This is a genomic window from Acinetobacter sp. YH12027, from assembly GCF_013420085.1.
In the GTDB taxonomy this organism is placed as follows: Bacteria; Pseudomonadota; Gammaproteobacteria; order Pseudomonadales; family Moraxellaceae; genus Acinetobacter; species Acinetobacter amyesii.
Genome location: NZ_VOYW01000014.1, coordinates 59890 through 83065, shown reverse-complemented (window position 1 = coordinate 83065; position 23176 = coordinate 59890). Strand labels below are relative to the sequence as shown.

The 23176-nt window shown below is 43.3% G+C and carries 21 protein-coding genes; 15 read left to right on the top strand and 6 right to left on the bottom strand.

All coding sequences use genetic code 11. From position 1 onward, the window contains the following. Positions 1 to 3 precede the first annotated feature (3 nt). Positions 4 to 921 carry a DMT family transporter gene (locus FTT94_RS06900; RefSeq protein WP_180170476.1) on the bottom strand — a complete coding sequence of 306 codons (918 nt, stop codon included), beginning with the start codon at positions 919 to 921 and terminating at the stop codon, positions 4 to 6. A gap of 940 nt (positions 922 to 1861) precedes the next feature. On the opposite strand from FTT94_RS06900, the gene FTT94_RS06895 reads away from it, so the two are divergent. The 5 genes from FTT94_RS06895 to FTT94_RS06875 all read left to right on the top strand — a co-directional run bounded on the left by FTT94_RS06895 (position 1862) and on the right by FTT94_RS06875 (position 7088). Then, entirely contained in the window at positions 1862 to 2989 is a 1128-nt protein-coding gene (locus tag FTT94_RS06895; RefSeq protein ID WP_111885447.1) for a Re/Si-specific NAD(P)(+) transhydrogenase subunit alpha, read from the top strand. Positions 2990 to 3000: 11 nt separating this feature from the next. Then, a complete protein-coding gene (locus FTT94_RS06890; protein ID WP_078191287.1) occupies positions 3001 to 3321 on the top strand; it encodes a proton-translocating transhydrogenase family protein in 321 nt (106 codons plus the stop codon). A 3-nt stretch (positions 3322 to 3324) separates the two neighbouring features. Beyond that, a complete protein-coding gene (locus tag FTT94_RS06885) occupies positions 3325 to 4779 on the top strand; it encodes an NAD(P)(+) transhydrogenase (Re/Si-specific) subunit beta (protein WP_180010925.1) in 1455 nt (484 codons plus the stop codon). A 346-nt stretch (positions 4780 to 5125) separates the two neighbouring features. Further along, positions 5126 to 6457 (top strand): ammonium transporter, encoded by a 1332-nt coding sequence (locus FTT94_RS06880; protein WP_180170475.1) that lies wholly within the window; start codon positions 5126 to 5128, stop codon positions 6455 to 6457. A gap of 13 nt (positions 6458 to 6470) precedes the next feature. Then, positions 6471 to 7088, top strand: a complete 618-nt coding sequence (locus FTT94_RS06875) for a hypothetical protein (protein ID WP_180123881.1) — start codon at positions 6471 to 6473, stop codon at positions 7086 to 7088. A 95-nt stretch (positions 7089 to 7183) separates the two neighbouring features. Here FTT94_RS06875 and rsfS read toward each other — a convergent pair whose 3' ends face one another. The 5 genes from rsfS to FTT94_RS06850 form a co-directional block, all read right to left on the bottom strand. After that, entirely contained in the window at positions 7184 to 7585 is a 402-nt protein-coding gene (gene rsfS / locus FTT94_RS06870; protein WP_078191283.1) for a ribosome silencing factor, read from the bottom strand. A gap of 73 nt (positions 7586 to 7658) precedes the next feature. Then, positions 7659 to 8456, bottom strand: a complete 798-nt coding sequence (locus tag FTT94_RS06865; RefSeq protein WP_078191282.1) for a hydroxypyruvate isomerase family protein — start codon at positions 8454 to 8456, stop codon at positions 7659 to 7661. Between the two features lie 42 nt (positions 8457 to 8498). Next, entirely contained in the window at positions 8499 to 9368 is an 870-nt protein-coding gene (locus FTT94_RS06860; protein ID WP_180170474.1) for an NAD(P)-dependent oxidoreductase, read from the bottom strand. A gap of 32 nt (positions 9369 to 9400) precedes the next feature. Continuing rightward, on the bottom strand, positions 9401 to 10189 hold the full coding sequence (locus FTT94_RS06855; RefSeq protein ID WP_180004603.1) for a crotonase/enoyl-CoA hydratase family protein: 789 nt from the start codon (positions 10187 to 10189) through the stop codon (positions 9401 to 9403). Between the two features lie 111 nt (positions 10190 to 10300). Beyond that, the gene (locus FTT94_RS06850; protein ID WP_180170473.1) at positions 10301 to 13108 is read right to left on the bottom strand and encodes an ATP-binding protein; all 2808 of its coding nucleotides are present in this window, start codon (positions 13106 to 13108) and stop codon (positions 10301 to 10303) included. Between the two features lie 153 nt (positions 13109 to 13261). Between FTT94_RS06850 and cysM the strand changes: the two genes are divergently transcribed. From cysM to FTT94_RS06800, 10 genes are all read left to right on the top strand, one after another. Beyond that, on the top strand, positions 13262 to 14182 hold the full coding sequence (cysM, locus tag FTT94_RS06845) for a cysteine synthase CysM (RefSeq protein WP_180170472.1): 921 nt from the start codon (positions 13262 to 13264) through the stop codon (positions 14180 to 14182). Positions 14183 to 14214: 32 nt separating this feature from the next. Then, positions 14215 to 15033, top strand: coding sequence for a 3'-5' exonuclease (locus tag FTT94_RS06840; protein WP_180105887.1), 819 nt, complete (start codon positions 14215 to 14217; stop codon positions 15031 to 15033). Positions 15034 to 15039: 6 nt separating this feature from the next. After that, a complete protein-coding gene (rlmD, locus tag FTT94_RS06835) occupies positions 15040 to 16428 on the top strand; it encodes a 23S rRNA (uracil(1939)-C(5))-methyltransferase RlmD (RefSeq protein WP_180170471.1) in 1389 nt (462 codons plus the stop codon). A 33-nt stretch (positions 16429 to 16461) separates the two neighbouring features. Further along, complete coding sequence (locus FTT94_RS06830; protein WP_078191275.1) at positions 16462 to 18768, top strand: bifunctional (p)ppGpp synthetase/guanosine-3',5'-bis(diphosphate) 3'-pyrophosphohydrolase; 2307 nt, start codon at positions 16462 to 16464, stop codon at positions 18766 to 18768. A 193-nt stretch (positions 18769 to 18961) separates the two neighbouring features. Beyond that, positions 18962 to 19585, top strand: a complete 624-nt coding sequence (locus tag FTT94_RS06825) for a beta-ketoacyl synthase chain length factor (RefSeq protein WP_180134505.1) — start codon at positions 18962 to 18964, stop codon at positions 19583 to 19585. After that, on the top strand, positions 19579 to 20391 hold the full coding sequence (locus FTT94_RS06820) for a 1-acyl-sn-glycerol-3-phosphate acyltransferase (protein ID WP_180134504.1): 813 nt from the start codon (positions 19579 to 19581) through the stop codon (positions 20389 to 20391). Before FTT94_RS06825 ends, FTT94_RS06820 begins: the two co-directional genes overlap by 7 nt. Further along, positions 20375 to 20635: a phosphopantetheine-binding protein gene (locus FTT94_RS06815; RefSeq protein WP_180134503.1), complete on the top strand. Its 261-nt coding sequence runs from the start codon at positions 20375 to 20377 to the stop codon at positions 20633 to 20635. The genes FTT94_RS06820 and FTT94_RS06815 overlap by 17 nt, the downstream gene beginning before the upstream one ends. A 9-nt stretch (positions 20636 to 20644) precedes the next feature. Continuing rightward, entirely contained in the window at positions 20645 to 20893 is a 249-nt protein-coding gene (locus FTT94_RS06810; protein ID WP_111885456.1) for an acyl carrier protein, read from the top strand. After that, positions 20890 to 21444, top strand: a complete 555-nt coding sequence (locus tag FTT94_RS06805) for a septation protein IspZ (RefSeq protein WP_111885457.1) — start codon at positions 20890 to 20892, stop codon at positions 21442 to 21444. Before FTT94_RS06810 ends, FTT94_RS06805 begins: the two co-directional genes overlap by 4 nt. Before the next feature lie 54 nt (positions 21445 to 21498). Then, complete coding sequence (locus FTT94_RS06800) at positions 21499 to 23166, top strand: AMP-binding protein (RefSeq protein ID WP_111885458.1); 1668 nt, start codon at positions 21499 to 21501, stop codon at positions 23164 to 23166. Positions 23167 to 23176 lie beyond the last annotated feature (10 nt).

Below are 23176 nucleotides of genomic sequence, written 5' to 3'. Positions count from 1 at the left end.
GGTTTAGGGTTTCTTACTGAGACTGATCATCAAGACACCCAGCATATTCAGACCGCAACCGACCCATTGCCATAGGTTTAAATGTTCATTCAACAACGCGACAGCCAGTAAAATCGTTAAAATGGGCCCGATAGAGGCAATCATGGCCGATTGTGCAGCCCCAAGTCGGACGATACTTTGCATCATTAAAATGGTTGGAAGCACGGTAACCAATAGTCCGAGCGCTAAACCATACAGCCAGACTTGACTCGGGAGTTGTTGGAGCAAGGCAATGGGCTGTGGTGTTGCAAATAGAAAATGAATAATCGTCCCAACGCAGGCAATGCTCAGGGCTAGACCGGTAAAGTGTAAAGAACCAAACTTTTGCATGAGGCCTGGCGTGAGTAATAAATAAATCGCAAATAACACGGCGCTGGCAAAAACCAAACTACATCCGAGCCAAAAGTACTGATCATGTGGTGTGGCATTTTGTTCTTGTAGCATCACTAACACTGTCCCGCCATAACTTAAAATCAGGGCAAGGATGGTTTTAAAACTTAGTGGCTTTTTGAATAAAACAGCGGAAGCCAGTACGGTTAATGTGGGATACAGGAAAAGTATAATTCGTTCAAGCGAAGCACTGATATACATCAAGCCACGGAAGTCGAGCCAGCTCGAAAAGTAATAGCCGATTAATCCTGAAATGAGCAAGAGCACCCAATCTTTTCGTTGAATCGTTTGATAAGAACGTCGACTCAGCCATGCAATGACCAAGAAAAACGGCAATGCACTCATCATGCGTAAAGCCATGAGGACAGTGGCATCGACAAGAGGAGAAAGTGCATAGGCTTGCTTAATAAAGATCGCTTTGGTACTAAACAAGAAGGCAGCAATCAGCGCAAAAATTGCACCGATGAAGTGCGGACTAAGGTTTCTTGACATAAGTTAAGGTGTGCCTCATGACGACTGAACGAATTCGACAGCATTGATCCGATAAGTTTGAACTATCATTTTGATTATAAAAAATGCATCGTGTGAGTAAAAATGTAAAAAAAGAATAGTACTTATTCCTTTATGCATAAGGGATTGCTAGATCAAACATGAAAAACAGTGGAAGAAATGACCAATTTGGTTTTGAGATTTTTTAATCTCAACATGACTCGGCAGGTCAAATATATCAGGCTGAAACATTTAATGTGAAAATTGCACACAAATGGTGCAATAGTGTTTTTTGGGGATAGAAAGTCAGTAGCGATATCATGATGCTAAATATTCAAAAAATTATTTTTTTAGCTAAAAAAGTCAATTCTAAGTTAAGGCGAAGCATCAGGTGGGGAGAGCAAGATCTCAATAAACCCGAAACGTGCGCAAAAATCCATCGAATATTCAAGCTGACCGATTTGACGAGACTCTGGCAGAAAAAAGTCAGTTTTCAATGCAGGTCAGCACGTCAAAACTGTCAAATGAGTCAACGAGCTGATGCAGTCTGAATGAAATAGCGGCTTTACCTGACTTAAGTCGATTTTTCACGACACGTTAAGGTCATTAGTTATCGAATGAAAATGTCACAATGATCAACGCACTGAAACAATCAGCACTAAAACCAGCGAAATTATTTATTTTTTTGGTCTTAAGTAATATTAAAAAGTTATAAATAGGATAAAAATGAGTAATAAATCGACAAATAAAACTGAATAAATGAAATATCGCACTATTCTTTTCATGAATCATGAGTTCAAAATATGGGTATTTATTAAATAAATATTGGGTAGTATTTTAAAAAAGTTCAATTAGAATCCAAAAATTGTACAAAAACACATCCTGAGGGGAGACATCGCGGATTGCGATGTTTACTTAAGAAAAATTAGCTTGAGGAACGCTCATGCAGATCGGAATTCCAGCCGAAACTGTTGTCGGTGAAAATCGCGTCGCTGCGACGCCTGAAACAGTAAAGAAGTTGATCAGCGCTGGTCATAGCGTCGTTATTGAACGTGGAGCAGGGGTAAACGCTGCTTACATCGATAGTGCCTATGAACAAGTTGGTGCCAAAATTACGGATGATGCCTATACCGGTAGTCAAATGATTTTGAAAGTTCGTGCGCCTAAAGGTGACGAAATTCAAAAACTCACAGCGGGTACCACCGTTGTGGGGATGTTTGACCCTTACCGCAACACCGAACTTGACCAATTTGCGTCACAAAACGTGTCTGCATTTGCATTGGAACTTTTGCCACGGACCTTATCTCGTGCGCAAAACATGGACGTACTTTCATCTCAAGCCAACCTTTCAGGTTATAAATCTGTGCTTTTGGCTGCGGCAGAATATCAACGTATGTTCCCAATGTTGATGACAGCAGCAGGTACAGTGAAACCTGCACGTGTTGTGATCATGGGCGTAGGTGTTGCAGGCTTACAAGCTATTGCAACAGCAAAACGTTTAGGTGCCGTAGTTGAAGCAACTGACTTACGTCCTACAGCACGTGACCAAGTTGAGTCTTTGGGTGGTAAATGGTTAGACGTACCAATGTCACCAGAAGAGCAACAAAAAGCAGCTGATGCTGCGAAAAATGGTTATGGCTGGATGCCGGGTGAAGACTACATTCGCGACCAAGCGATTATTGTTGATAAAGCCGTATCGAATGCTGACATCGTGATTACGACTGCATTATTGCCGGGTCGTGACGCACCACGTTTAATCAAAGCAGAAACTGTTGCCAAAATGAAACCAGGCTCAATCATTTTAGATATGGCGGTTGAAACTGGCGGGAACGTTGAAGGTTCTGTCTGCGGCGAAAATGTTGTGACTGCAAATGGCGTTAAAATTCTCGGTATTCCAAATATTCCTTCAACAGTTTCGACTGAAGCGTCGGCACTATACGCACGTAACGTTTTGAATTTCATTGAAACCCTGTTTGATAGCGAAAAGAACTTCGCAATTAACCCTGAAGAAGAAATTCAAAAAGCACTACTTGTCACTCATGGCGGCCAAGTGCTGCTGAAACGTGGTTAAGGAGAATCATCATGGTTGAAACGATTACTATTTTTGTCTTGGCAATCTTTGTTGGTTACTACGTGGTTTGGGGGGTAACACCTGCACTACACACACCATTAATGGCTGTAACCAATGCTTTGTCATCGATCATTATCGTTGGTGCGATGATTCAAACCGTTGGTATCCCAGGTATTGTGGATGCAAGCGTACAGTTCCAAAGCATTAACGTGGTGAGTATTTTAGGTGCGATTGCCGTTTTCCTTGCAAGTATCAATATTTTTGGTGGCTTTGCGGTGACTGCACGTATGCTTGAAATGTTCAAACCTAAGCAAAAGAAAAAAGAGGGTTAATCCATGGAATTCATTAAAGAATATGCGGATTGGTTCTACCTGATTGGTGCCGTTCTTTTTATCTTAACGTTGCGTGGTTTGTCTGGTCCGAAAACTGCGATTCAAGGTAACCGTTACGGCATGATCGCAATGGCGATTGCTGTAATTACTACATTCTTTGTTGCAGATCATCCCGTGATTTGGATGATTGTGGGTGCAATGGTGTTGGGTGCAGTCGTAGGTATTGCACGTGCAAAAACAGTTCCGATGACGCAAATGCCTGAAACTGTGGCACTGATGCACTCATTGGTCGGTTTGGCTGCGGTACTGATTGCGATCGCTGCAATTCTACATAACAACCAATTGACTGCGGCATTCGCAGGAAATGAAGCGGTATTAACAGCTGCGGGTGTAGAACATGCTCATATGAGCAAAGTTCATTTATTTGAATTGTTTGTAGGCTGTTTCGTTGGTGCGATTACCTTCACAGCATCGGTATTTGCTTACGGTAAATTGGCTGCGAAGAAATGGGCAAAAACCATTTCAGGTGGATGGGTAAAACCTGTTCAAGCCTTAATTTTCCTTGCGATGTTGGCGTGTGGTATCTACTTCTTCACTACAGGCAACATGAATGCTTTCTGGGCAATGACTGTTCTTGCACTTGCATTTGGTTGGGTATGGATTGCGCCAGTAGGCGGTGGTGATATGCCAGTGGTGGTATCGCTACTGAACTCGTTCTCAGGTTGGGCTGCAGCAGGGATTGGTTTCACGCTTGAAAACAACATGCTGATTGTTGCAGGTTCACTGGTTGGTTCATCGGGTGCGATTCTGTCTTACATCATGTGTAAAGCCATGAACCGTTCAATCATCAACGTCTTGTTTGGTGGTGCAATGGGTGGTACAGCAGTAGCGGCGGCGGATAATGGTGAAAAAGCACAGCGTAATCACCGTTCAGGTTCTGCAGACGATGCTGGCTTCTTGATGTCAAATGCGGATAGCGTTGTGATCGTACCGGGTTATGGTATGGCGCAAGGTCGTGCACAAAATGCCGTGAAAGAATTGTGTGAAATCTTAAAAGAGCAAGGTGTAAAAGTTCGTTTTGCGATTCACCCTGTGGCAGGTCGTATGCCGGGCCACATGAACGTACTTTTAGCTGAAGCTGACGTTGCATATGAAGACATTCTTGAAATGGACGAGATCAACTCTGACTTCCCTGCAACAGATGTAGTACTCGTGATTGGTGCGAATGACGTTGTGAACCCAGCGGCAAAAGACGATCCAAGTTCTCCAATTTACGGTATGCCAATCCTTGAAGCGCATAAAGCACGTACTATTATGGTGATCAAACGCTCTATGGCTACAGGCTACGCAGGTCTAGACAATGACTTGTTCTATAACGATAAAACGATGATGATCTTCGGTGATGCGAAGAAAGTTGTGGAAGATATGACAAAAGCCATTAATGGCGGTGGTCATTAATCCATATTGCCAAAGTCCCGCTGTGATAAAGCGGGATTGAGGAAGATTTAAACCACCTTCGGGTGGTTTTTTGTTTTCTTCGCTTTTATTTTCTTGGCTTTTGATTAATGAATGCTTCACACTAAAAGTGCACAAATATTTAGCGCATCAGGTGCTTGAATCAAATTGATGCGTGTTTTGAAACCAAGGTACAGATCGATGAGCTGTTTTGTTCCATTAAATTCGATCTCAGTGATTCAAAATATTGTCGCGAACTGGTTTTGTGACGCAATGCATTGAAAAATAATTAATTGTCTGAAATTTGGTATTCTTTTTGCACAGCATGGTTATTCTTGGGGGAATAATCATGAAAAAAACATACTTGATGGCACTGTTTCTGAGTGTCCTGACATCGACTGCATGGGCAGTTGACCCGCAAATCGCCAGTAATATTCAAGAAATTCGTATCTCGCTCGACAGTATTTGGGTGGTACTGGGCGGTATCTTGGTGTTCTTTATGCAAGCCGGATTTGCCATGATCGAAAGTGGTTCAGTTCGCAGTAAAAATACCGTGAATGTACTCATGAAAAACTACATGGATGCCTGCTTGGGTGGTCTGGTGTTTTGGTTGGTGGGTTTTGGTCTGATGTTTGGGGTCAATACCACGGGCTGGTTTGGCTTCAGTCATTTTGCACCCGATCAACTGGATGATTGGCACTGGAACCTTCTATTTTTCCAAATGATGTTTGCTGCAACGGCAACCACCATTGCCAGTGGTGCAATGGCAGAGCGGATTCATTTTGTCGCTTATGTGGTGAGTGCGGCCGTTGTCTCAGGTCTGATTTATCCTGTCTTTGGTAGTTGGGCATGGGGCAGTTTATTTGGCGGAGACGGTTGGTTAAAAGCACTCGGATTTATCGACTTTGCAGGTTCGACCGTGGTGCATTCAATGGGCGGCTGGGTTGCCTTGGCTGGCATCATTGTATTGGGACCACGTTTGGGTCGATTTGGACGCAATGGGCAAAGCCATTATTTACCAGGGCATAACTTACCTTTGGTAGCATTAGGCGGTTTTATTTTATGGTTAGCATGGTTTGGTTTTAATGCAGGCTCGACCATTAATGCCAATGTCAGCGTAGGACGTATTGCTTTAAATACGCATCTTGCAGCGTGTGCTGCCGCGGTTGCATATATGTTGCTCTGCCTCATCCGATCTAAAGCCATTTTGATCCGCAGCACGATAAATGCCTCACTGGGTGGTTTAGTTGCCATTACGGCAGGCTGTGCAACGATGTCTCCACTGTATGCGGTCATCACCGGTTTATGTGCAGGTGTGATGGTGACCTTCCTACCAATGCTCATGGAAAAAATGAAACTGGATGATGTGGTTGATGCGGTGACCGTGCATGGATTCTGTGGCGCATGGGGAACATTGGCTGCAGGGATCTTCCTTGAAAATAATATGTTTAATGGCGATGTCATCGCGATACAAGGGCTTGGAGTGATTGCAGCCTTTTTATGGGGCTTTGGCGTTGCGTTCATTGTATTTAAGGTCTTAGATAAATTGTTGGGTGGCTTACGGGTGAGTAAGCAACATGAACAACGTGGTTTGGACTATACCGAGCATGCTGAATTGTCTTATCCCGAGTTTCAAAAAGATGTGACTTTTGAAACGGATGATATGACCAAACGTCATTAATAGGAGTAAAGCAATGAGCACCGAACTGTTGAATTTAGCACAACGCCGCGAAGCTTTAGAAAAAGGCTTACAACAATTTATTCATGGGACTTTACTCGACAGTGCGCTACGGCACTGGGAACAGCAGTACAGCATGAAACCGTCATTTGTCTTAAATCGCTTCTTAAATGATATCTGTACCACAGAGGAGCTTCGCTTTTATCGTAAAGATATGCTGAAGCAAGTTTTGTATGAGTTATCTACCTTAGAAAAGCAGGAACTGTTACGTGCTGAAAAACCACAGGAGCAGGTGCAAGAAGACGAGCTCATTGCAGAGACCATTAGCGAAGCTTTTTTAGGCTTTATCGAGTCAGTCATGCTGACGGTGAAATCTACAGATCAGGCTGATTTCACCCAAGATGTGATTGAGCAATTAGAAGAAATCGGGCTGGCAATTGCGGCAAATGCACAAATAAATACGGCGAGTTTTGTCGAGTTTTTGCCCTTGACCAGTTATGCCAAAGTTTTAACGAGCATTTATGAAGTGTATTGTGACTTTTATGGCCCGATGCGTGCAGACCAAGTTTATGCACAAACCAAGCTGAAAATTAAAGCCAATTATCCTGAGGTGGATTTACATCAACTGCTTTAGTGTAGGGGGTAAAACACCATGAAGCTGATAGTCCTTGGTGTATAAAATCAAGGGATAAAAAAAGCGACCTAATTAGGTCGCTTTTTTCTGGAAGCTTAAGCTACAGTTTCTGGAGCTGTACGCCATAAGCTTTCTAAATCATAGAATTTACGTGCTGTAGGTAACATCACATGTACCACTACAAAACCGAGATCAATCAGGATCCATTCTGCATCACGTTCGCCTTCAACACCGATAGGGCGGAATCCAGCTTTACGTGCTTCTTCTGCCACGTTGTCTGCAAGAGACTTAATGTGACGAGTTGAAGTACCGCTCGCAATAACAATCGCATCTGCTACGTTGCTGATAGTGCTGATATCAAGTTCAATAATATCTTTGGCTTTTACATCTTCAAGTGCTTCACGTACAACAGCTAAGCAAGCTTGTACGTCTTTGATTTGCGTTGATTTTGCGAGATCGAGAGAATTAGAAGCGCTGGGCGATGGTTCTAAATTCATAGAGGGTATGATTTCCTGACAATTTTACATGGTCTAATATAGCGGTTTTGTTGCTGAATTTCAAATCAACACGTCATTGACCATTGGCTAAATGAGGGAAGTATTTGTCTTTCCACGCAAAAGAATGTGATGAGTTGCTTCGTGGTCGGTATTCAGCCGCGATGTAACCTGTATATTGGCTTTGATCTAACCATTTAAAAATCTCTGCAAATGGAATCTGCGCTGAGTCAGGTTCATGTCGCCCCGGACAGTCAGCAAACTGTATGTGACCGATATCCTGAATATTTTCTGCCAAAGTACTGAGAATATCTTCACCCATCATCGCCATGTGGTAGCAGTCATATTGCATCTTCAAAGTAGAGTGTTGTACAGCTTCAAGCATTTCCTGAGCTTGGGCAATATTTTGCACCAAAAAGCGCGGCATATCAGTGCCATTAATCATTTCAAATACCGGTTGAATATGATGTTCGGACAACATGTGGCATGCCAGTTTAAGGTTGCTCGACAAGGTATTTAAACATGGGAGTAAGTCTGCATCTTGGGGCTGTTTGCCGGCTAAAATATTGACACTCGGTACATTTAACGCAGTGGCATAGCGAATACATTGCTCTAAGGCCTGATGAAATTGATTTTCACGCCCCGGAACTCCCGCAAGACCATCGCCGCCTTGCATCAAATCACCCGCAGGGACATTAATTAAACACAGGCTTAAATCATTGATAGTGAGCTGGGTTTGGATTTGCTCAATACTCAGCTCATACGGAAACTGAATTTCTACATGCTTAAAACCATGTTCACGAGCCAAAGCAAAACGCTCTAACAACGGCACTTCGGTAAAAATCATGGATAAATTAACCGCGAGCTGAGTCATGTATATCGTCCTTGAAGCAATTTACTTCTAAAGTGAAAGTCGTTAGTTTTGTTCGACATGTTGAATGATGGTGGCTAAATCTTTTTCTGCAAAACCATTGTCCTGATGGGCTTTGAGTTGCGATAAAGCAAGGCTGGCAACAGGGATGCTTAACTCAAACTCGGCGGCCAGTTGGACTGCATTATTCAGGTCTTTAGATAAAGTTTGAACTTTCCATTGCACGGGTTCGAACTGATGCGAGGCCATACGTGGAGTTAAAATCTGAAAAGGTTTTGAGTCTGCAAAACCACCGGCAAGCGCTGGTGCTAATAACGTGGTGTCTACACCTGATTTCTCGGCCAATGCAACGGCTTCGGCGATTAACGTACTATTGGCAGCAACGATCAGCTGATTACAAATTTTGGTGGCTTGACCTGTACCTGAGTCGCCCATGCGGGTAACACGTTGAGATAAAACATTGTAAATCAGACTCAAATCTTGAATCGTTTGAGCATCACCACCGGCAAAGATGACCAAAGTGCCTTGTTCAGCACCTGTTGTGCCCCCCGAAACAGGAGAGTCAATCCAAGTGACTTGTTTCAACTTTGCAGCTTGAGCCAATTGATGGGATTGATTCACAGAAAGACTCGAGAAGTCGACAATAATTTGTCCTGCCGCTAAATGGGTTTCGATGCTTGCATACACCGCGGCAACAGCAGCATCATCTGCGAGACAAGATAAAACCACAGGATAATGGGCAATCTTCTCCAATTGAAGCGCTGTCGCGCCAATCGCAATCAACTCATCACACGCAGCGGCAGTTCTGTTCCATACCGCAACTTCAAATCCTGCCTGAATGAGACGCGTGGCCATACGGCTACCCATCAGCCCCATACCTAGAAATGCAATTTTTGTATTACGATCAAACGCCATGTGCTGTACTCAATCTATCCTGTGTGACTATTTTACTTATATTGGCGTGGTAAAAACTGAACCTCTGGGTTCTTGTCTTTTTTACGTGCCAATTGGCTGTTTTTGCCGAGCAGTAATTTAAATTGCCAGATTTTTTCTAAGCGTAAAGAGCGTTTTGGACTATGTTCCATAGCATCTAGCACTTGTTTTGCCGCTGCCAAAGCATCTGGTGAACGTTGCGATAATTCTTCGGCTAACTGCTGTGCCTGAAGCAAAGGCTGTACATTTAAATGCGTCACTAAGCCAATATCCTTGGCATATTCTGCGTCAAAAATACGTGCTGTAAGGGTTAATTCTTTGGCTAAATCCAGTCCAATCACACCTTTGAGTGAGCGGGTTAAGCCCATATCAGGGACTAAGCCCCAACGACTTTCCATAATCGACATTTGCGTTTTCGGGTGGGCAATACGGATATCGGCAGCCAAGGCAAGTTGCATGCCTGCACCAAAGCAAAAGCCTTCAAGTGCGGCAATCACCGGCACAGGAAGTTGCTGCCAAATCAGAAAGGCTTTTTGAAATAAACTTTGACCGGGTTTTAACAGTTCCCATGCAGCATAGGCACGATTTTTCGGATCATTGAGGTCAGCCAAATCAATGCCAGCACTAAATACATTGGCTTCACCGGTTAAAATGACACAGCGTAAGCTACGATCTTTTTTTAATTTTTCAGCGGTGCTGACCAATTCTTTGAGCAATGCAAAGCTCATTGCATTACGTTTTTCTGGACGGTTTAAGTAAACCGTTGCAATGCCATTATTTTTTTCTACACGTAATAAAGCCATGGTAATTACTCTTGTTGTTTCTGCGCCCGAGCATAGCATGCACCCTGACAGGATACATGACAGTGCAGTCACAACAGAAGCTGGACGGCACTGACTTTAGTCGGACTGTGCTTAATTATTTTGTTTGGCTAAGATTTGTTGAGCTGCGTGTTCAACTTGAGCCATGACATTTTTTAACTCATCAAAACGGTTCAGGGTTTCTTGGACAAAAGCGTCATCTGCTTTACGGCGTTCCTTACGTAAGGTCGATACAAACTGCTCAAAATGACCTGAAACCTCTTGGAGGGTCGGAGCGCCCACATAGCGGGTTGCGCCATAAAGCCGATGTAGCACATGCTCTAATTGTGGAAAATCTTCATCTTCGATGAGTTGAGCCATTTCATGGATTTCTTGCTCAAAGCTATCGACGAGCATTTTCAGTAAATCGACCGCAAGGTCTTCTTTATTCGCGGCCAACTGCAAGCTTTGTTGCCAATCTAAAATACTCGGCTCTAGGGCTTCAATCACTGAACTGCGCTCTAAAACCGGTACTTTCTTAAAGTTATCGGTAGTCCATTGGGTCAAGATTTGAATAATTTGATCCATTTGAATTGGCTTGGTGACATAGTCATCCATACCGCTTTGTAGGAGTTTTTGTTTTTCATCAGAGAGCGCATGTGCCGTCAAAGCGATAATTGGAAGGCGCTTATGATTTTCGAAGGTTGACTCAAGTGAACGAATAGCGCGCGTGGTATCGACACCTGACATCACAGGCATTTGAATATCCATAAAGATGAGGTCAAAAGCTGCCAAACCTTGCTCTTGGCGAGCCTGAATGATTTCGATGGCTTCTTGTCCACTCAAAGCCTTAGTGGTTTTAACATTTAACTCAGAGAGCAGGGCTTCAAGCACAATCAGGTTTGGTAAATGGTCGTCGACAGCTAAAATGTGCAGACCTTGACCATTAAATTCTTCATGTTGCTCCTGATCAAACCAAGGCTCATTACTCAATAAATGAACCAATGCTGTACGGCTGAGTGGTTGATGCAATGGGCGAGCACGGTACTCGTTCAACATGCTTGGATCGAGCATCATTTGGTAGCCATAAACTGCTAAGTTACCGCTATAACGATGACGAATTTCTTTCAGTAAGGCTTCGGAGTCACCACTATGGTCAACAATTAACCAAGTATTTTCATTGGTTTTTAGCTGATTGAGACGGCTAAATAAATCTAGGATTGACTGCGTTTCAATATGTTCAACATCATAATTTTCTAAATAATGACGTAGGACATTGGCAGTTGCTGGATGTGCCAAGTAGGAAACGACTTGTAGATTGCTAAATTGTGGATGCACAATTTCAATTTCTTCATCGACCACAAAGCGCGCAGTAAACCAAAAGGTTGAGCCTTTTTCTGTTGGGGCACGTTCTTGGTTATCTTCAAAGCCAATTTGTCCATGCATCAGGCTGACCAATTGTTTGGAGATGGCAAGACCTAAACCTGTACCGCCAAATTGACGGGTCACAGATGCATCACCTTGCGAGAAAGATTCAAACAGTTTCTTACGGTCGGTACCGCTTAGGCCGATACCACTGTCTTGCACACTAAAGTGCAGCAGGCATTGACCGATGTCATCGTGCTCCATACGGACACGGACAATAATTTCACCATCTGGAGTGAACTTAATCGCATTTGAAATTAAGTTGGTCAAAATTTGCTTGAAGCGTAGGGCATCGCCGACCACAAATTTCGGCACATTGTCCGCATAGTAGAAGGTCATATCGATGTGCTTTTGCGCTGCCAATGGCGACAACATATCCATCACATCAAAGACGGCTTCTTCTAAGTCAAATTGCGCAGTTTCGAGTTCTAGTTTGCCGGCATCAATTTTGGAGAAATCGAGCACGTCATTAATTAAAGCCAATAAATGCGCAGAAGATTTACGAATCGTTTGTAGATATAAATTTTGCTCATTACTGAGGTTGCCTTGGCGCAGTAAAAGATGAATAAAACCATCAATACTGTTAAGTGGCGTGCGCAGTTCATGGGAAATATTGGCTAAGAACACCGACTTCGACTGATTGGCATGGATTGCTTGGTCACGTGCTTGACGGTAGGTGATGTTTTGCACCTCTAAAGTATCGAGCGTGCGTCTTAAGTCATCTTCCGTTTGTTCTGTATGTTCACGTAGTTCTAAAAAGCTGAAATGTAAGCGTTTAACAACATTGGCAATATCACGCTGTAATAAACGGAGTTCGCCAGTACTGTTAATGATCATGTGCTGATCTAGGGTGTCGGCATTTAAACGTTGTAACTGCATGCGAATTTCGTACATTGGTGCGATCCAACGACGTGAATAAAAATTCAAACACAGCAAAAGTAATAAGAGCGTCAATAAGCCTGTTGCAATCAACACGATTAACACGCGATAGCGGGCAATTTGCAGCGGTTGATTATCCAGTTCAATGCTTAACCATGCCGGCGTCTGGGTTGAATCTAAAATTTTCAGGGCATAAATATGGTTACCCTGATGTGCAATCGGTCCAATAAAAGACGCTTTACTGTCAAAAGCAGGCCAAATATCTTGATCTTGAAAGCCAATGCTCAGGCGGTTGTTGCCTTTGAAATCTATAATCGCGGCACGAATCAAATGTTTTTCGTTCAACATGCTTTGCATGGCGTTACGAGCTTGATCAAACTGCCACGGATAATGGTTGAGCAACTCTATGGCAGATTCTGATGTCGGTTGATAACGCGTCAGGATCGCGACAGCCATTTGTTTTTGTTGTGCTTTGGCTGCATTGGAGGTTTCCGTTATTACCAACATCGCACCGACACAGGCCAAAATGGTGATCGGCACGAAAATAAGTGCAATCAACTGACCATAGGCATGATTTAAGTGTAGGCGTTTAAAAAGCTTTTTGTTGATATTTGACATGGTTTAAGCAGTTTATTCCTTATGCCCCGAATATTAGCATGGATTATTTAAAACTGATTGCGCTTTAATCACTTTCGCGAAAAAGCGAGGCAAATGGGTGCAGGCAAAGGCATTTTTTCATACAATAGGCGCACCTCGATATAGGTGTGAATAATGAGTAATACAACCCCTGATTTTCAAGCAGACGATTTTTTATTAGACCATTACGTCGGCAACACGCCGTTAGTGCGTTTACAGCGTCTGGCAAGTCATACTCAAGCAACAGTATTAGCCAAGTTAGAAGGCAATAACCCAGCGGGTTCGGTCAAAGACCGCCCTGCATATAACATGATTATGCAAGCGGAAAAGCGTGGTCAGATTAAACCGGGTGATACGTTGATTGAAGCGACGAGCGGAAACACAGGGATTGCTTTAGCTATGGTTGCAGCAATGCGTGGCTATAAAATGACCTTGATCATGCCTGCAAGTTCTAGCCAAGAGCGTAAAGATGCCATGCGTGCCTACGGTGCTGAACTGATCGAATCTGAAAACATGGAAGAAGCACGTGATCTTGCCCTTCAAATGGAAAAAGACGGCAAAGGTTTAGTCCTAAACCAGTTTGGTAACCCGGACAATGTGGAAGCACATTACCTCACTACGGGTCCAGAAATTTGGAAACAAACAGGCGGTAAAATTACACATTTCGTCAGCTCAATGGGAACCACTGGGACCATTATGGGGATTTCGAAATATTTAAAAGAACAAAATCCGGATATTCAAATTGTCGGTTTACAACCGTCTGAAGGCTCAAACATTGCTGGTATTCGCCGTTGGCCACAAGAATATCTTCCTACGATTTTTGATCCTTTATGTGTCGATCGCATTATGGATATTCCGCAAATTGAAGCGGAAAAAACGGCTCGTCGTTTAGCACGTACAGAAGGTATCAGTGCAGGTACCTCATCGGGTGGTGCGGTATGGGCTTCAGTTAAATTGGCTGAAGAAAATCCGGATGCCGTGATTGTTTGCATCGTATGTGACCGTGGTGACCGATACTTGTCTACTGGTCTATTCTCTGTTGTTGATCCTGAATAATTACAGTGGCCGATCGGCACTGGTGAGTACTTATGCGTTTACCTGTTTTAATTTTTGATATCGAAACACTGACAGATTTGAAGTCAGGTGCGCATTTGTATGGACTGGATCTGCCTGAGGTGGATCTAGATGCTGCGCTGACTAAACTGCGTCGCCAAGAGGTGGGCACGGATTTTCAGCGTTTGGCCTTGCATGAAATTGTCTGTATCTCTGGACTATGGATTGATGAAAAGGGCATGAAGTTGTTTTCATTTAGCCGTGAAGACAATAGCGAAGCTGAAATTTTAAAAAAATTCGTTTCTATTTTTGAAAAGCGACATCCGACTTTGGTCAGTTGGAACGGTTCGCAGTTTGATTTGCCTGTAATTTTGTTCCGTGCCATGTATCACGGACTATCTGCACCAAGTTTGTTCGATCAGGGCGAGATTGATACGCAAAAGCGCTATAATAACTACCAGAATCGTTATCATCATCGTCATGTAGATTTGATGGATGTCATGGCCATGTTCCATGGTCGTCATTTTCAAAAGCTCGACGATGCAGCACATTTACTTGGTTTCCCCGGTAAACGTGGTGATGGTGGCTACCATGTGCCTGAATATGTGCGTGAACAACAGTGGATGGAACTGACCAGCTACTGTGAAGGTGATGTGCTCAATACATGGTTGATTTATTTACGCTGGCTGTTGCTGAAAGGGCAGTTATTGTTGAATGATCATCAGCACTTGATTCAAAGTACGATTCAATATTTACAAACTCAGCCGCAACACGCTGACTTTTTATTGGTATGGCAGCAAACCTCGCAACGTACCGAATTCACCCAATCTGATTTCCCATCTTCCACACATTAGGTACGCATGAAACACAAAGCCAAACCCCAAAAAGCCCAACAACCCATTTATACATTTCAGGTTGAATCGCTTTCACATGAGGGGCGAGGCATAGCGCACTTTGGGACGCATCCAGATCATCCTGCGGAAAAACACGGTAAGAAAGTATTTATTCGTTATGCATTGCCAGGTGAAACGGTGCATGCGCGTATTACTAATGTCGTTAAGCGTCTTGAAGAAGCAGACAGTCTGGAATTGCTGAGTGAAGAGTCGTCTCTACGGGTAAAACCAGCCTGTCCACATTATGGGGTCTGTGGTGGGTGTAGCATGCAGCATATTCATCCCGACGAGCAAATTCGTTTAAAACAAGATGTTTTACAATCACATTTGCAACATTTTGCTGGGATACAACCTGATCAATGGTTAGCTCCTTTACGTTCATTGCGTGAAGATTACCGTCGTAAAGCGCGTATCGGTGTGCGTTACTTACCTGCAAAAGATAAGCTCGTGGTCGGCTTTCGTGAAAGCCAGTCAAATAAACTGACTTCGATTGACCGTTGTATGGTGTTGGATCGTGAATTTGGCTCAATCACCACACTCAAACAACTGTTACAAGGTTTGCAAGGTAAAGCAGATATTGGGCATATGGAACTGGCCATGGGAGATCAAGAAATTGCTCTCCTGATTCGTCATACGGCGGAACTTTGCGCGGAAGATGTCAACCAATTAGTAAAATTTGCGTTACATAAAGAGTGGCAACTGTACTTACAACCTGAGGGACCGGACAGCTTACATCGTGTGGATCATCCCGATGCACCGATGCGTCTGCACTATGGTCTAAGTGACTTTGCTGTGAAATTTGGCTTTAATCCTCAGGACTTCACGCAAGTGAATTCCACGATTAATCCGCAAATGGTGAAACTGGCATGTGAATTGCTTCAGTTACAACAGGGTGAGCGAGTTCTAGATCTGTTTTGTGGCTTAGGAAACTTTTCTTTACCACTTGCTCAATGTGTGGGTTCAACGGGTCAAGTCGTTGCAGTTGAAGGGAGTGAAGAAATGGTTCAGCGTGGTGCAGAAAATGCACAAAACAATGGCCTTTCGCAACTGAAATTTTATTCACAAGATTTAACAAAAGATTTTTCGCATCATTCTTGGGCAAAACAAGGATTTGATGCATTATTGATAGACCCACCACGTTCTGGTGCAGAAGAAATAATGCGTTATGTGCCCAAATTTGGTGCAAAAAGAATCGTTTATGTGTCATGTAATCCTGCAACACTAGCACGCGATGCTGGAATGCTGGTACAACAAGGCTACCGTTTGAAAAAAGCGGGTGTCATGGACATGTTTACCCATACAGGGCATGTCGAATCGATTGCTTTGTTCGAAAAAGAAAATCAGATAAACGATTAAAAGTTATGAAGCGTAGAAAACTAGGAGTAGGGTATGGTCACAGTACGTGAACAATTACCTGGACGTCTCAATGAGCTGTCTCAGGAAACGACTGTAGAACATGCCGAGCAAGCACAGCATGATCTAGCTGAATGGCTAGAACGTGTGAGTGGCATGTTTGACGGGGCTCCTCTAAAGCAACTCGAAGAAGTTGCACATCTGACCTTACAGAATGAACTTGAAACAACGGTCAACCATCGCTCGAATACCTTCTATACCGGTATTGAAATGGCGGATATTCTTGCTCATCTGTATGCGGATGAAGATACGTTATCAGCAGCCATGCTGTATCGAAGTGTTCGTGAAGGCGTAACCAGTTTAGAAGAAGTCCAAAGCAAATTTGGCGATCAAGTGCATGCTTTAGTGAAAGGCACGCTTGCCATGGGTAAGTTGTCTGACCTGATTGAGCAAAATAAACGTCTAGAAGATCATTTTAATAATAACCAACGTGAACATTTGACCGGCATTTATAAAATGCTGATCTCTGTGACTGAAGATGTTCGTGTTGTATTAATCAAACTTTCTGAACGTACCTATGCATTACGTGAGTTAGCGCATTCAACCAAAGAGCGTCAAGAGCGTGTCGCACGAGAAATTTTAACCATTTACTCGCCGCTCGCGCACCGTTTAGGGATTGCACAGCTTAAGTGGGAGCTTGAAGATCTCGCTTTCCGTTATCTAGCACCTGAACGTTATAAAGAAATTGCATCCTTACTAAATGAAAAACGTTTAGAGCGTGAACAATATATTCAGTTCGTAACAGAAAAGTTGCGTAAAGAACTGTTAGATCATGGCATTGAGGCCGAGATTAATGGTCGGGTGAAACACATTTATTCGATTTATCGAAAAATGAAGAGTAAGAACCTGAGCTTTGATCAGCTTTATGACATTCGAGCGGTTCGTGTTTTGGTGGATAATGTACCTGAGTGTTATCATACACTGGGGATCGTTCATCAGATTTGGCGTCATATTCCGCATCAGTTCGATGATTATATTACCAACCCGAAAGCCAATGGTTATCGCTCACTGCACACGGCCGTGATTGCAGAGAACAAATCTTTAGAAGTGCAAATTCGTACGCACAATATGCACGAAGAAGCTGAACTCGGGGTGTGTTCGCACTTTAACTATAAAGAAGGCTCTAAAACCACAGATTATTCATTTAATCATCGCTTACATTCTTTGCGTGCAGTGCTTGAACATTATCAAGAACGAAATGATGCCAGCGCACATAAAGAAGATGAAGATTCTGAAAACTTCGAACAAATCCAAGAGTTTGAAGATTTTGAGAAAATCTATGTGTTTAGTCGTGACGGTGATATCAAAGAATTACCACGCGGTTCGACTGTGCTCGACTTTGCCTATCATGTGCATACTGAAGTGGGCAACAAGTGCTATGCAGCACGGGTGAACCAACGTTATGTGCCTCTAACCTATACCCTAAAAACTGGGGAGCAGGTCGAGATTTTAACCAAGAAAGATCGTGAACCGAACCGAGATTGGTTGGTGAACTCGCTGGGTTATATCAAGACGGCTCGTGCACGTGACAAGTTGCGTCATTGGTTCCGTCAGCAAGACCGTAGTAAAAACTTGGAAGTGGGACGTGAGATTCTGAATAAAGAATTGTCACGTTTGGCGATTCACCCGAAAAGTATCGATTTGAATGATTACTGCAATCATTTTAATGTGAAATTGGGTGAAGATATCTTGATTGGCTTGGTGAGTGGTGACATTAGCCTGCATGCCTTAATCAATCAGGTTAACCGTCATATGCACCTCGATCAGGATGAGCCTGAACTGGTGTTAAAACCGACATTGAACCCTCGTGCAAGTCATACGCTTTCGGCGCATGGTATTTTGATTGATGGTCTGGACAATGTAGAACTACACATTGCTCAGTGTTGTCAGCCTGTGCATGGTGAATCGATTGCCGGTTATATCACCCTGAATCGTGGCGTGAGTATCCATAAGGTCGCATGTCCGGATTATATCCGTATGATTGGACAAGAGCCTGAACGTGCGGTTGAAGCGGATTGGGAAATGCAGCCAACCCGTGGTCAAAGTGTGCAAATCGTGGTGGAAGCTTATGACCGTCGTGGTTTGCTTAAAGATTTGACTCAAGTGATTTTCTCAGACCAAATCAACATTCGTCAGGTGAATACGATTTCCGAAAGTGATGGTATTGCCAATATGAAGTTATTGATTGAAGTGAAGGGATTGGCGCAGTTGTCGAAACTGTTGGCACGTCTAGAGCAACAACCGGGCATTATCAGCGCACGTCGCTTGGTACAAGGTAGCTAAAAATAAAATTGTATAAAAAACCCGCTGCGTGCGGGTTTTTTATATTTTGGCTTTTATATTATTTCATGGGGAAATATAACTAAATCTATGATATTTCAAACGGTCAACATATATTCTGTAAAAAAAAAATCGTCAATGCTATAATCCGCGCCATTCTGAAATATATGTTTTAAAGGCTAAGGAAATACAGCGCATGGTGCTTATGAATATATCTCGGCTGGTGATGAGCCGGGCCGATGAGGTATTTCCTGCCTTAGAGCAAATTCCTGCAATGCAGCGTCGCCGTTTGTCATTGGTGGCGAAGCTGGCTTTAAACTCGGCTATGCAGGTTTTGGCGAACCAGCGCGTTGACTATATTGTATGGGTTTCGCAGTATGGTGATGAAACCAAGACCCTGAAAATTTTAGAAGATGTGCTGCATGAGCAAACACCATCGCCGACGCAGTTTTCAACTTCTGTACATAACGCTGTATCCGGTCTGTATTCGATCTTATGCAAAGATGCTACTCCTTCAACCAGTTTAGCTGGTTCTTGGAATGATGCATTGATTGAAGCCTATGCTTGGCTCAAGACGATGCCCGAAGCCAGCCGCGCGTTGGTGGTGTATTATGATGAAGCATTACCTGAGCTGTATGCTGAACATCAGCCCTTTACTGCTTTTGCCATGAGCGCAGTGGTTTCACTGCAACCTGAAAATTTAAAGCTGGATCTTTCCCACCATTCGTATAAACAGACGTATTTTCAGCAGGCATTGCAATTTTATCATTTCTGGCAAGATGACAGTCTATTTGAAAGCGCTGCGTGGACAAAATGCTGAACTTAAAAAATATCAAGAAAAAAGCCAATTATGTCTGGCGTGTCGGTGCGACAGGCTTTAGTTTTGCCAGCTTTGGAGCAGGTGGAGCAGCGATAGGTGGCCTTGTTGCGCCTTTGGTGAAACTCAGTACCCAAGATGAAGCCTTACGCATACAGCGCACGCAAAAAGTCATTAAGCACAGCTTTAAAGGCTTTACTGAAATGATGGTTAAGCTGGGCATTATGACCTATGAAGTTGAAGGGCTGGAAAAACTGCAGCACAGTCAGCAGGAGTTGGTGATTGCCAATCATCCGACACTGATTGACGTTGTGGTTTTAATTGGTTTAATGGAACAGGCAAATTGCGTGGTTAAACAGGCGCTGTGGTCTAACCCATTTACCAAAGGTCCTGTGCAGAGTGCAGGCTATATTCTAAATGCAGGTTCAGAACAATTTATTCAGGATTGCGTGAACAAACTGCAGCAGGATAAAGCGGCATCGTTACTGATTTTCCCAGAAGGGACACGGACTGAAAAAGATACACTGTTGAATGACTTTCAGCGCGGCGCTGCCAATATTGCCTTGCGCGCAGGTGTACCAATTCGGCCAGTACTGATTACATGTACACCTTCGACCCTGACCAAAAATGAAAAGTGGTATCACATCCCAGAACAGCCTTTTCATATTCACGTGAAAGTTTTGGATGCGATCCAAGTGGAAGACGTATTGGATGATGTTAGTGTCAATCCAAAAAATGTACGTCAATTAAATCAACAATTACAGCGGTTTTTTAACCAAGAGTTATCTTTAAATGAACAATCTTGCTGATGAATTGAAGCAAATGATTATTGATGTGCTTGCCCTAGAAGACATCACCATTGCAGACATTGAAACAGAATCGCCTTTATTTGGCGACGGTTTGGGTTTGGATTCAATTGATGCATTGGAGCTGGGCTTGGCATTGAAAAAGCGTTACGGCATTCATTTAAATGCAGAGTCTGCAGAAACCAAAGAACACTTTAAATCAATTCAAAGCTTAGTGGCTTTAGTTGAAGCTCAGAAAACAACATAAGAGGTTGCTATGCTTGCACAAGAAACCGTTTTAGAAAAATTGCGCGAATGGATGGACGAATTGTTTGAAATCGCGCCTGAAGATGTACAGCTTGAGTCCAATCTGGCAACAGATTTGGATGTAGACAGTATTGATGCGATTGATTTGGTCGTAAAGATTAAAGAATTAACCGGTAAGCAAGTAAATCCGGAAGATTTTAAAAATGTCCGCACCGTACAGGACGTTGTAGCCGTCATTCAGAATATGTCAGCTGAATGAATGCAGTTTTTAAAGGGATAGCAGTAATCGGATTGATTCTCTATCCTTTTTTTGTCGGCTATGGTTTGGCAAAAGGCCACTATTCATGGGTGAGTGTGCTGCTGATTGCACTGGGCATGATGCGCATGTTCAGCAAGGGCAATGCTTTGCTGTGGCCTTTGACCGGCTTTGCTATACTCTGCGGTGGGCTAAGCTTGATACTTAAAGATCATGCGTGGCTAAAACTGTACCCAGTCTGCATGAATGTGGGTGCTTTGATTATTTTCAGTATGACCTTAATCAAACCGCCATCCATGATTGAGCGCTTTGCGCGGTTAGCTGAGCCAGAATTACCGCCAGAAGGCGTGCATTGGACACGTCAAGTCACCAAAGTGTGGTGCGGATTTTTTGCTATCAATGCGCTGATTGCATTATGGACGGTGTATTTTGTGTCAATGAAGATTTGGGTGCTGTATAACGGTTTTATTTCCTATGTGTTGATGGGTATTTTATTGCTCGGAGAGTACTTGCTGCGCAAACGCCAGCAGCGATTGCATCAGGCGCAAAAATAGCGTCATTTTCATTTTTTTAATTTAGAAAATAATCACGGTTTAGAAATAACATTTATGTCTTGTCATTTTCAGCACCATCTGCATTCATCCCGAACTTTATGTATTCAGTCTGATCTACGTGAAATTTCATTTCAGGATTTTTGGCAGGATGTTGCGCTGCAGGCAATTCAGATCCGCATGTCATCTGAACCTGTTTGGGCGCTGTGGGAACAAGACAGCTATGAGTTTTTGGTGCTGCTATTTGCTGCTTTGCAGGCAAAAAAACAGGTATTGCTGCCGCCCAACCGTGTCAGTGACTTAGAAAAAGAATTGGCTGCCGAGCAGATCTATTTTTTAAAACGCAGTGAAATCTCAGATAAAAAACATCAAGAAACTTTTGAATTTGATGACGCCTTTTTAAATCAGGCGCAGGTGTATTTTTATACCTCAGGCTCTACGGGCCAACCGAAAAAAATTCCTCGTACCTTACAGCAGCTGTTTAATGAAGTTTGCGGCCTAGATGCCAGCTTTGCTTTGCCCGAACAGGCCGTCGCAATTGCAACAGTCAGCCATCAGCATATCTATGGCTTATTGTTTAAACTGCTGTGGCCTTTAGCGAGTGGGCGCAGCTTTTATCAAAAGCAATTGGCCTTTCCAGAAGATGTAGCAGATATTCAAAAGAAAATCGCGCATTTACTGCTGCCAAACTATGTGATTTCCAGCCCAGCCTTGCTTAAACGCTGGACCAAGGATGTACTGCTGCAAGACTGTATTATGGTGTATTCCTCTGGCGGCAAGCTGGATGCGGGTGTCCGCCCATATTTGAACAGTCCCATTACAGAAGTGTTTGGCAGTTCTGAAACAGGCGGAATTGCGCATCGTCAGCAGGATGATGCCTTATGGACTCCTTTTGCCAATGTTGATATTCAGGCTCAGGAACAGCAAGAATTGGCAGTCAAAACCAATCATGCATTTAGTACAGACTGGATTTTGACGGGTGATAAAGTCGAACTGACAGAAACGGCGAACCCTAAGGGTCCATTTCGATTGCTGGGCCGTTTAGACCGAATTGTGAAACTGGAAGAAAAGCGTTTAAGCCTCGATGCCATTGAACTGAAAATTTCAGATTTAGAGGCTGTACAGCAATGTCATGTATTAGTTTATGAAAAAGAGCACCGTCAAATTTTAGCCGCGGTGGCTGTGCTGACGGATGAAGCGCGTCAGCATCTGCAGGAAATGGGCAAAGCGGCATTCGTAGCGCATTTAAAAAAACAGTTAAGTGAAAAGCTGGAGAGTATTGCCATTCCGCGGCAATGGCGTTTCTTGTCTCTGATGCCGCAAAATGCGCAATCAAAACTCAATAAGCAGTATTTAAAGTCTTTGTTTCAGCTGATGCAGCTGCCTGTAGTTTTGACACAGCAGATACACGATGAGCAGCTTAATTTAGCGCTGGAATTCAGTCCTGAGTTAGAATGTTTTAAAGGACATTTTCCGAATTTTCCAATTTATCCAGGCGTTGGTCAAATTGGCTTCATTCAGCATTTTGCAAAGCAGCATTGGGCAGATTTGCAATGGTGCAATGGTTTTGAGCAGTTAAAATTTCAGGACTTGATTCGTCCTTATCAATGTGTGGATTTATCCTTAGTGCGAAAGGCGCACAAAGTCAGTTTTGAACTGAAACAACACGATAAAACATTGGCTTCTGGGCGGCTGCTGTTTGCTGTTTCAGCGGCAGAAGAATAAGCCGAGGGTA

What these genes read in the sequence shown, in the direction of transcription:
- FTT94_RS06875 (WP_180123881.1), top strand. Translation starts at nt 6,471, where the DNA reads ATGAGCACCGAACTGTTGAATTTAGCACAACGCCGCGAAGCTTTAGAA.
- FTT94_RS06805 (WP_111885457.1), top strand. Translation starts at nt 20,890, where the DNA reads ATGAATGCAGTTTTTAAAGGGATAGCAGTAATCGGATTGATTCTCTAT.
- FTT94_RS06900 (WP_180170476.1), bottom strand. Translation starts at nt 921, where the DNA reads ATGTCAAGAAACCTTAGTCCGCACTTCATCGGTGCAATTTTTGCGCTG.
- FTT94_RS06810 (WP_111885456.1), top strand. Translation starts at nt 20,645, where the DNA reads ATGCTTGCACAAGAAACCGTTTTAGAAAAATTGCGCGAATGGATGGAC.
- rlmD (WP_180170471.1), top strand. Translation starts at nt 15,040, where the DNA reads ATGAAACACAAAGCCAAACCCCAAAAAGCCCAACAACCCATTTATACA.
- FTT94_RS06830 (WP_078191275.1), top strand. Translation starts at nt 16,462, where the DNA reads ATGGTCACAGTACGTGAACAATTACCTGGACGTCTCAATGAGCTGTCT.
- FTT94_RS06890 (WP_078191287.1), top strand. Translation starts at nt 3,001, where the DNA reads ATGGTTGAAACGATTACTATTTTTGTCTTGGCAATCTTTGTTGGTTAC.
- FTT94_RS06895 (WP_111885447.1), top strand. Translation starts at nt 1,862, where the DNA reads ATGCAGATCGGAATTCCAGCCGAAACTGTTGTCGGTGAAAATCGCGTC.
- FTT94_RS06880 (WP_180170475.1), top strand. Translation starts at nt 5,126, where the DNA reads ATGAAAAAAACATACTTGATGGCACTGTTTCTGAGTGTCCTGACATCG.
- FTT94_RS06865 (WP_078191282.1), bottom strand. Translation starts at nt 8,456, where the DNA reads ATGACTCAGCTCGCGGTTAATTTATCCATGATTTTTACCGAAGTGCCG.
- FTT94_RS06885 (WP_180010925.1), top strand. Translation starts at nt 3,325, where the DNA reads ATGGAATTCATTAAAGAATATGCGGATTGGTTCTACCTGATTGGTGCC.
- FTT94_RS06840 (WP_180105887.1), top strand. Translation starts at nt 14,215, where the DNA reads ATGCGTTTACCTGTTTTAATTTTTGATATCGAAACACTGACAGATTTG.
- rsfS (WP_078191283.1), bottom strand. Translation starts at nt 7,585, where the DNA reads ATGAATTTAGAACCATCGCCCAGCGCTTCTAATTCTCTCGATCTCGCA.
- FTT94_RS06860 (WP_180170474.1), bottom strand. Translation starts at nt 9,368, where the DNA reads ATGGCGTTTGATCGTAATACAAAAATTGCATTTCTAGGTATGGGGCTG.
- FTT94_RS06800 (WP_111885458.1), top strand. Translation starts at nt 21,499, where the DNA reads ATGTCTTGTCATTTTCAGCACCATCTGCATTCATCCCGAACTTTATGT.
- FTT94_RS06850 (WP_180170473.1), bottom strand. Translation starts at nt 13,108, where the DNA reads ATGTCAAATATCAACAAAAAGCTTTTTAAACGCCTACACTTAAATCAT.
- FTT94_RS06815 (WP_180134503.1), top strand. Translation starts at nt 20,375, where the DNA reads ATGAACAATCTTGCTGATGAATTGAAGCAAATGATTATTGATGTGCTT.
- FTT94_RS06825 (WP_180134505.1), top strand. Translation starts at nt 18,962, where the DNA reads ATGGTGCTTATGAATATATCTCGGCTGGTGATGAGCCGGGCCGATGAG.
- FTT94_RS06820 (WP_180134504.1), top strand. Translation starts at nt 19,579, where the DNA reads ATGCTGAACTTAAAAAATATCAAGAAAAAAGCCAATTATGTCTGGCGT.
- FTT94_RS06855 (WP_180004603.1), bottom strand. Translation starts at nt 10,189, where the DNA reads ATGGCTTTATTACGTGTAGAAAAAAATAATGGCATTGCAACGGTTTAC.
- cysM (WP_180170472.1), top strand. Translation starts at nt 13,262, where the DNA reads ATGAGTAATACAACCCCTGATTTTCAAGCAGACGATTTTTTATTAGAC.